We start from the raw sequence: 8,885 nt of genomic DNA on the forward strand, positions 1-8,885 counted from the left end.
CGCAGTGCGCCACATTAAACCTCATGAAATCCCGCAACCCCGGCTCATACCCGAACAACGCCCCCGGCGCCAACACCATCCCGCGTTTCAACCCGGCTTCAGCCAGCCGCTCACCATTTACCCCCGCCGGCAACCGCGCCCAGATAAACATCCCCCCCTCAAACCCCATCGGCAATTCACACCCACAACGCCGCAGCCACTGCTCAACCCGCCCCCCAGCCTCCAGCAGCCGCTGAACCATGCGCTTGCGATGCCGGGCATACCCACCCTCACTCAGCAGCCGATACACAATCTGTTCGAACAGCTCCGACGTTATGCCGCCGCTCATCAACTTCATATTGGTCAGATTCGCCGCCAATTGCGGCGCCGCCACCACATAACTGACCCGCGCGTTCGCCGTCAGCACCTTCGAAAACCCCGACAGGTACGTCACCTGCTCCAATCCCGCCAAAGTCGCCAGGCGCGGCGGCGGGTTAGGGTGCAAATCCCCGTAAAGATCATCCTCAACGATATGGCAGCGATACTCCCGGGTCAGTTGCAACAACCGAAATGCCTGGCTCGGGCTGAATGAATGCCCGGTGGGGTTATGCAACACGCTGGTGGTCAGGTACAGGCTGGGACGATGCTCCGCCAACAACTGCTCCAACGCGACAAAATCAAACCCGTCAGGCCGCCGGGCGATCGTCACCACCTTGACCCCATGCAACGCCAGGTTCGCGTGGAAGTTGAAATAACACGGTGCATCCAGCAGCACCGTGTCCCCGGGCCGCGCCAGCAGGCGCATGAGCATGTCCAGGCCTTGCACCGTGTTGGGCGTGGTGATGATTTGCTCCACCGGCACCGACAACCCTTCACCGTGCAGTTTCTGTTGCAGCGCCTGGCGCAACGGCAGCAGGCCCGCCGGGGTGCCCAGCCCGGCGATGCGCAGGGTAGGGGCGCGGACTGCGCTGCGCATGGCCTGGCGCAGGGCTTCGGAATCCAGCCAGTCTTCCGGCAGATGGCCGCCGCCGGGGCGCAGGTCGCCCTGGGCCATGGCCAGGGGGCGGCGCAGTACGCTGAGCAAGTCCTGGGGCAGCAAGTCGACCCAGGTGCTGGACGACGGCTGTGCCAGGCTGCTGGCGACAAAGTGCCCGCGGCCCTGGCTGGAGGTCAGGAGGTGACGCCCGCGCAGGCGATCCAGCGCTTCATTCATGGTGAATTTTCCGACGCCCAGCAAGGCTCCCAACTCACGCACCGAAGGCAGTTTGCTGCCAGCGGCCAATTCGCCTTGCTCGATCGCATGGGCCAGGGCATCGACGATCTGCTGCACCTTCGGTGCTCGGTCATGAAAGTGAATCGCAGGAATGGGCATCACACTGTCCTTAAGTTTGCCGCCAGCTTCACCGGTAAAGTCTGCGCGTATATCCGTAGAGTTTACCTGCCTGTGGCGGCACGTGCGCCCTAGACTGCAAGCCCTCTTTCCTGCTGTGAAATTCCACGCCATGGCCACCGCGCTGACGCTGTCTTCGTTTTTGTATTTCCTGCTGCTGTGCACCACCCTGGCCTTCAGCCCCGGGCCCATGACCTTGTTGTTGCTCAGCCTCGGCCTGAAGGACGGCCTGCGCCGCTCCCTGCCGGCGCAGTTCGGGGCGAGTGTTTCCTACCTGGTGTCGATCCTGATCTTTGCCGTGGGTTTCTCCGAGCTGATCAAGGATTACCCGCTGATCACCCGGATCATCCAGGTGGTAGGCGTGGCCTACATCCTTTACCTGGCCTACAAGCAATGGACCAGCAGCGGAGTGACCATCAAGACCAACGATGCAACTGCGGAAAATGCCCGCAGTCTTTTCGGCAAGGGCCTGCTGACCGGGTTGTCGAATCCCAAGGCGATCATTCTGTTCAGCGCGGTATTCCCGCAGTTCGCCGCCATCGGCCAGGGCAGTGCCGCCGCCGACATCGCGATCCTCGGCCTGACCTTCCTGCTGCTGCAATTTGCCAGCGGCTGCCTGTATTGCTACTTCGGCCAACGCATCAAGCACGTGCTGGAAAACCCCAAGCGCCGGGTGTTGCTGCAACGGGCCACGGCGGTGTTGCTGCTGGGGGTGGCGCTGATGCTGGCCAGGGGCTTTTCCAGCTGAAGGTCAGCTTATGAGCGGTAGTGGCGATCTGCCGGTGCCCTGATAGACTTCGGGCATTCATCCAGGATCAAGCCAGACATGCCAGCCGCAGGAGGAAACGGACTTTCGCTCGCTTCACGCTTGTACAAGTCGCGCACCCTGGGGTTGACCCTCGGGTTTGTCTGTGTGGCCGCCGCCATCTACCCGCTGGATAAATCCGCTTGGGTCTGGGGAGTGATGATCGCCAATGCCTTCATCTGGCCGCATGTGGCCTACCAATGGTCGCGGCACTCGAAAAACTCCCTGCGCTCGGAACACCGCAACCTGCTGTTCGACTCGTTTTGCGGCGGGTTCTGGGTTGGCGCCATGCAGTTCAACCCGCTGCCCAGCGTGACCACCTTGTCGATGATGACCATGAACAACGTCGCCATCGGCGGCCCGCGCTTCATGCTCGCCGGTTGGGTGGCCCAGGCGCTGGGCATCGGCGCCTCGATGCTGGTGTTCACTCCGGCGGTGACCGCCCTCACCAGTGAAGTGCAGCTCTACGCCTGCCTGCCGATCCTGATGCTGTATCCCCTGGCGCTGGGCTGGATCTGTTACCGGCAAGCGATCACCCTGGCCCGGCACAAGCGCGAGTTGCTGGCCCTGAGCCGCACCGACAGCCTGTCGGGCCTGCTCAACCACGGCGCCTGGAAAGACCACCTGGAAATCGAGTTCCAGCGCTGCCGCCGCGACCAGCAGGGCGCCGCCATCGCGCTGATCGACATCGACCACTTCAAGACCATCAACGACACCTACGGCCATGTCACCGGCGATATCGTGCTGCGTCAATTGAGCAAAGTGCTGCGCCAGAACCTGCGGGCCACTGACCTGGCCGGGCGCTACGGTGGCGACGAATTCTGCGTGATCCTGCCGGACATGCCCCTGAACCGCGCCACCGAGGTGATGGACGCCCTGCGTGATCGCTTCAACTCCCTGGCCTACGCACAGGACCCGACCTTGCGCGCCAGCCTGAGCATCGGCCTGGCGCCATACCGGCCGGCACACGCCGACGCCACCAGTTGGCTGAACGATGCCGACCAGGCCTTGTACGAGGCCAAGAGCAGCGGGCGCAACCGGGTCAGTTCGGTGCAGGGAAGTTGGTTGAGGTCGATCTGAGGATCAACAAATCGGTGTTTGTCAGGTAGGGTGGAGCGCTACCTTCCAACAAAAACAAGGATCGGTTCATGCTCTTCAACTTCCCGCGTACCTTGCTGGCGGCCACCCTGGCGCTGTCTTTCGCCATGCCGGCCTTCAGCGCCGAACCCCACAAACAGATCCAGGCCGATTCCGAGCAGTACAAGGCCGACGCCTTGAAACTGCTGGAGCGCCTGGTGAATATCGATTCGGGCTCCGGCTACGAGCCGGGCCTGACCCAAGTGCGTGACATCGCCGTCGATGAGCTCAAGCAACTGGGTTTCAGCATCCAGCTGGTGCCGGATGCCGCCGCTCATAACAGCCATGTCATCGCCACCCTCAAGGGCACCGGCAAGGCCAGGATCCTGCTGATGGCCCACATGGACACGGTGTTCAAGGAAGGCTCGGCGGCTGCCCGGCCGTTCCACATCAAGGACGGCCGCGCCTATGGCCCGGGCGTAATGGATGACAAGGGCGGCATCGTCGCCGGCATCTACGCCTTGAAGGTCCTGAAAAACCAGGGCTTCAAGGACTACGCACAAATCACTTTCCTGCTGGACGCCAGCGAAGAAACCGGCACCGACGGCGCGTCCGAGCTGATCCGCAACACCGCCAAGGGCCACGACGTGACGCTCAACCTGGAACCGGGTCGCCCGGCCGATGGCCTGGTGGTATGGCGCAAAGGCAGCGCCACCGCCGTGGTCGAGGTCAAGGGCAAGGCCGCCCACGCCGGCGTCGCCCCGGAATTGGGGCGCAACGCGGCGATGGAAGCGGCGCACCAGATTCTGCAACTGGGCAAGCTGGGGGATGCCGAGAAGAAAACCACCATCAACTTCACCGTGATCAACTCCGGCGACCGGGTCAACGTGATCCCCGACCAGGCCACCGCCAAGGCGGATGTACGGGCGGCGTTGCCGGAAGAGTTTGACCGGATCGAGAAAGACCTGGCACGGGTCTCGGCCAACAAGCTGATCCCCGAGACTGAAGTGACCACCAGTTTGCACCGTGGCCTGCCGCCGATGCCGCAGACGCCGGAGTCGGACAAGCTGGTGGCGATTGCCCAGGGGATTTATGGCGAGCTGGGGCGCAAGCTGACCATTGAGGGCAGCGGCGGGGCGGCGGATGCGAGCTTGTCGGCTGGCGTGGGTACGCCGACCCTCGACGGGTTCGGGATTGTCGGGGGCAATATCCATACGCCGGAGGAATATGCCGAGGTGGAGAGCGTGGCGCCGCGGATTTATCTGCTGAGCCGGATGATTATGGAACTCTCCAAGCGCTGACTTAAAAACGCCACACCTCTAAATGTGGGAGCGGGCTTGTGTGGGAGCGGGCTTGCTCGCGAATGCGGTCTATCAGTCGACATCTGCTTATCTGGTACACCGCTTTCGCGAGCAAGCCCGCTCCCACATTGGTTTGTGGGGCTAGTTGGATCAGGTTGCAGTCACCACTTCCCGGGTCTTCTCCCGCCCCAACACCAGACTGCACAGCGCCGGCAAGAACAGCAACGTCAACACTGTCCCCACCAGCACCCCGCCAATCAGCACATACGCCAGCGACGACCAGAACACCGACAATGTCAGCGGAATAAACGCCAACGCTGCCGCCAGCGCGGTCAGGATCACCGGGCGTGCCCGGCGCACCGTGGCCTCGATGATCGCCTCGCGAATCACCATGCCCTGGTCCTGGTTCTGCCGAATCTGGTCGGTAAAGATCAGCGTATTGCGCATCAGAATCCCGCCAATCCCGATCAGCCCCAATATCGCGTTGAACCCGAACGGCTGGTTGAACAGCAGCAGCGTCGGCACCGCCCCGATCAGCCCCAGCGGCGCGGTAGCGAACACCATGAACATCACCCCGAACGAACGCACCTGGAACATGATCACCGTCAACGTCAGCAGGATCATGATCGGGAACAGTGCCGCCAGCGCCACGTTGGCCTTGGCGCTTTCTTCCACCGGGCCGCCGATGACGATCTGATACCCGGCCGGCAGCTTGGCGATCAAGGGTTGCAGGTCCTTGTACACCGCCATTTCCACGTCTGGCGGCTGGGTGCCGTCGACGATGTCGGCGCGCACTTCCACGGTCAGTGCGCGGTTGCGGCGCTTGAGGATCGGTTCTTCCATCACCGCCTGGAAATGCCCGACCTGGGCCAATGGCACCGAGACGCCGGCACTGTTGGTCAGGGTCATATTGTCCAGGTTGCCGAGGTCTTCGCGCTGGTTGCCCTGGGAGCGGGCAACCACTGAAACGGTGCGATTGCCTTCGCGCACTTCGGTAATCGGGTTGCCGCTGAGCAACGCGTTGAGCTGGGATTTCACCCCGTCGGGGGTAAAGCCCAGCAGGCGCAGGCGGTCCTGGTCGAGTACCAGGCGGTAACTGCTGGCGCGCTCGCCCCAGTCGAGGAAGCTGTCCCGCGTGAGTGTGTTGGCCGCGACCACTTGGCGCACGTCTTCAGCTAGGCTGCGCAGCACATTCAGGTCGGGACCGGACACGCGAAACACCACCGGGAAGGGCACCGGCGGGCCGAATACCAACTGGGTGACGCGCACCCGCGCCGATGGAAACTCGCCGGCAGCGATGCGTTCAGCCATGCGTTTTTTCAGGTTGTCCCGGGCATGGGCGTCGGCGGTCTGCACGATCAACTTGGCGAAGGCCGGGTCTGGCAGCTCAGGGTTCAGCGACAGGAAAAACCGCGGTGCACCACCGCCGACATAGGTGTCGACCATGACGGTTTGCGGCTCCTCCATCAGCGCCTTTTCCACCTGCGCCGCTACCGCCTCGGTGCTTTTGAAGGCGCTGCCCGGTGGCATGTACACCTCAAGAATCAGCTCGGAACGGTCGGAGTTGGGAAAGAACTGCTTCTTCACCACGCCCATGCCCAGGCCACACAGCACAAAGGCCGCCACCACCAACCCGGTGACCAGCCAGCGTCTGCGCACGCAAGCGTCCACCAGGCGCCGCAGTTTCTGGTAATAGCGCCCGGCGTAAATTGCATCGTGGCCGCCGACAACCGGCTCGATGTGCGGCAGCAGCTTGACCCCCAGGTACGGGGTGAACACCACCGCCACCAGCCACGACGCGATCAGCGCAAAACCGACGATCCAGAAAATATTCCCGGCATATTCCCCGGCCCCCGAGCGGGCAAAACCCACCGGCAGGAAGCCGATAATCGTCACCAGCGTGCCGGTGAGCATCGGCGCGGCGGTGGAGCTCCAGGCAAACGTAGCCGCATGGATCCGGTCAAAACCCTCTTCGAGTTTGACCACCATCATCTCGATCGCAATGATCGCGTCGTCCACCAGCAGGCCCAGGGAAATGATCAACGCCCCCAGGGTCACCCGGTCGAATTCGCGGCCGGTCATCAGCATGATCACAAACACGATCGACAAGGTCAGCGGCACCGCAGCGGCCACCACCAGCCCGACGCGGAACCCCAGGGCCAGCAGGCTGATGACCATCACCACCGCGAGGGCGACGAAGAACTTCAGCATGAACTCGTTGACCGCCAGGCTGATGTTTTTCGCCTGGTCGGAGACCTTGGCGAAGTTGACCCCCAGCGGCAGGTCGGCCTGGATTTTCGCTTCCTGGGCCTTGAGAGCCTTGTCCAGTTCCAGGCCGTTCCAGTGCTTCTCCATGATCACCCCGAGCATCAGCGACGGGTCGCCCTGATGACGGATACGGTAGCTGGGCGGGTCTTCATAACCCCGGCTGACGGTGGCCACATCGGCGATGCGCAGCAGCTTGCCGTTGGCTTCCAGCGGGACGTTTTCGATCAGCGCCAGGCTGTCGAAGGCCCCGTCGATGCGGATATAGGCGCGTGCCCCGGCGGTCTCGACAAAGCCTGAAGGCGCCACGGCATTCTGGGCGGCGAGGGCGGCGAAGATCTGCTCGGGCTTGATGCCCAAGGTGGCCAGGCGCTCATAGGAAAACTCGACGAAGATCCGCTGCGCCTGTTCGCCGAGGATATTGACCTTCTTCACTCCCGGCAGATTGAGCAGGCCCTGGCGCATGTCCTCGGCCATTTGCACCAGTTGCCGGTGGGGTAGATGTTCGGCCTCCAGCGCGTACAGGGAAAAGTATACGTCGGAGTATTCATCGTTGAAGAACGGCCCGATCACCCCCTTGGGCAACTTCGCGGCTTCGTCGCTGAGCTTTTTGCGAGTCTGGTAGAACAGGTCCTGGATCTCGCTGGGACGGGTGGACTCCAGGTACGTCATGCGCATCGAGACGAAGCCCGGTTGGGCGATGGTTTCGACGCGGTCGTAATAGTCCAACTCCTGCAGGCGTTTTTCCAGACGGTCGGCCACTTGCTCCTGCATCTCTTGCGCGGTGGCGCCGGGCCAGGCGGCGGTGATGGTCATGACCTTGACGGTGAACGAAGGGTCTTCGGCGCGCCCCAGTTTGCCAAAGGCAAAGACCCCGGCGGCGAGGATCGCGATGATCAGGAACAGCGTGACCGCGCGATGCTTGACCGCCAGTTCGGAGAGGTTGATCCCGCGCATTATCAGTGTTCCTGCTGACGGTTGAGGGCCAATACCTGGGCCGGCAACAGGCGTACCGCGTCACCGCTGTGCAGCAGGTGCGCGCCGAGGGCGACGACTACTTGGCCTGGGTCCACGCCACTGTCCAGCAACGCGTCCTCCTGGCCGAGGCTGGCGACGTTGACCGGGGCGAAGCTGACCTTGTCATCGGCGCCAATCACCCACACACCGGTGCCTTTGCCGGCATCCTGCAGCGCCCCGATGGGCACGCGGGTCTGTTGCGCCTGGCCGTTACCTTGCAGGCGCACGGTGATGGTCGAGCCGAGAGCGAAGCGGTCGACGGGGCCATGCAATACATAGCGGGCCCGGTAGGTGCGGGTGGTCGGGTCGGCGCTGGCAGACAGCTCGCGCAACGTGGCGGTCACTGCTTGCTCAGGGGCGCCGAAGGGGAACGCCAGGGCTTTTTGCGAAGCCTGGTCGCGCTGGTTTTCCGGGAGGTTGACGATGGCTTCCCGGGCGCCGTCGTGGGCCAGGCGCGCCACTACTTGCCCCTCGGCGACCACTTGGCCGCGGTCCACCCGTACGTCGGTGATGATGCCGTCGCTGTCGGCCCTGAGCACCGAGTAGGTGCGGCGGTTTTCGATCTGGCTGGCGTCGGATTGCGCGGAGGCCAGTTCGGCTTCGGCCACCCGCAGATTGGTGGCGGACTGGTCGAAAATCTGCCGCGACACGGCGCCGGTATTGGCCAGGCGCTGGTAGCGGGATTCATCGTCCCGGCGTTGGCGCAGTTGCGCCTGGGCCGCATTGACGCGGTTTTTTGCCGAACGCAGGGCCAGTTCGAAGTCGCCGATATCCAGCACCAGCAAAGTGTCGCCACGGTTGACGTGCTGGCCGGGATCAACCTTGCGCTCGATCACCTTGCCGCTGACGCGAAACCCCAGGTCACTTTCCGTGCGTGCGGCCACTACGCCGGTGTAGGCGCTTTGCTGGCTGCCCGCGGCTTCGACCTTGGCGGCCAGCACCGGGCGGGGCAGGGGCGCTTCGGCGACGGGGTCGGCCTTGTTGTTGCAGCCACTGAGTACCGCCAGCAGGGCCAGGGGGGTGAGAAGACGCAGGGGGAGAGGGTTCATGT

The 8,885-nt window shown here is 63.4% G+C and carries 6 protein-coding genes; 3 read left to right on the forward strand and 3 right to left on the reverse strand.

Annotation, left to right across the window (positions count from 1 at the left end):
- Window positions 1-1,351, reverse strand: a 1,351-nt coding sequence (locus tag HX869_RS30535) for a PLP-dependent aminotransferase family protein (protein WP_178904127.1), incomplete at its 3' end; no start/stop codon positions are given.
- A 130-nt stretch (window positions 1,352-1,481) separates the two neighbouring features.
- On the opposite strand from HX869_RS30535, the gene HX869_RS30540 reads away from it, so the two are divergent.
- The 3 genes from HX869_RS30540 to HX869_RS30550 all read left to right on the forward strand — a co-directional run bounded on the left by HX869_RS30540 (window position 1,482) and on the right by HX869_RS30550 (window position 4,552).
- Window positions 1,482-2,117: a LysE family translocator gene (locus HX869_RS30540; protein ID WP_008431366.1), complete on the forward strand. Its 636-nt coding sequence runs from the start codon at window positions 1,482-1,484 to the stop codon at window positions 2,115-2,117.
- A gap of 78 nt (window positions 2,118-2,195) precedes the next feature.
- The gene (locus HX869_RS30545; protein WP_023658718.1) at window positions 2,196-3,254 is read left to right on the forward strand and encodes a diguanylate cyclase; all 1,059 of its coding nucleotides are present in this window, start codon (window positions 2,196-2,198) and stop codon (window positions 3,252-3,254) included.
- A gap of 68 nt (window positions 3,255-3,322) precedes the next feature.
- Entirely contained in the window at window positions 3,323-4,552 is a 1,230-nt protein-coding gene (locus tag HX869_RS30550; RefSeq protein WP_003210251.1) for a M20/M25/M40 family metallo-hydrolase, read from the forward strand.
- A 150-nt stretch (window positions 4,553-4,702) separates the two neighbouring features.
- Here HX869_RS30550 and HX869_RS30555 read toward each other — a convergent pair whose 3' ends face one another.
- Together HX869_RS30555 and HX869_RS30560 are read right to left on the reverse strand one after the other, a co-directional pair.
- On the reverse strand, window positions 4,703-7,774 hold the full coding sequence (locus HX869_RS30555; protein ID WP_178904128.1) for an efflux RND transporter permease subunit: 3,072 nt from the start codon (window positions 7,772-7,774) through the stop codon (window positions 4,703-4,705).
- A gap of 2 nt (window positions 7,775-7,776) precedes the next feature.
- Window positions 7,777-8,883, reverse strand: a complete 1,107-nt coding sequence (locus HX869_RS30560; RefSeq protein WP_003210248.1) for an efflux RND transporter periplasmic adaptor subunit — start codon at window positions 8,881-8,883, stop codon at window positions 7,777-7,779.
- Between the last annotated feature and the right edge of the window lie 2 nt (window positions 8,884-8,885).

It is taken from the genome of Pseudomonas sp. P7779, assembly GCF_013386315.1.
In the GTDB taxonomy this organism is placed as follows: Bacteria; Pseudomonadota; Gammaproteobacteria; order Pseudomonadales; family Pseudomonadaceae; genus Aquipseudomonas.

What these genes read in the sequence shown, in the direction of transcription:
- HX869_RS30540 (WP_008431366.1), top strand. Translation starts at nt 1,482, where the DNA reads ATGGCCACCGCGCTGACGCTGTCTTCGTTTTTGTATTTCCTGCTGCTG.
- HX869_RS30545 (WP_023658718.1), top strand. Translation starts at nt 2,196, where the DNA reads ATGCCAGCCGCAGGAGGAAACGGACTTTCGCTCGCTTCACGCTTGTAC.
- HX869_RS30550 (WP_003210251.1), top strand. Translation starts at nt 3,323, where the DNA reads ATGCTCTTCAACTTCCCGCGTACCTTGCTGGCGGCCACCCTGGCGCTG.
- HX869_RS30555 (WP_178904128.1), bottom strand. Translation starts at nt 7,774, where the DNA reads ATGCGCGGGATCAACCTCTCCGAACTGGCGGTCAAGCATCGCGCGGTC.
- HX869_RS30560 (WP_003210248.1), bottom strand. Translation starts at nt 8,883, where the DNA reads ATGAACCCTCTCCCCCTGCGTCTTCTCACCCCCCTGGCCCTGCTGGCG.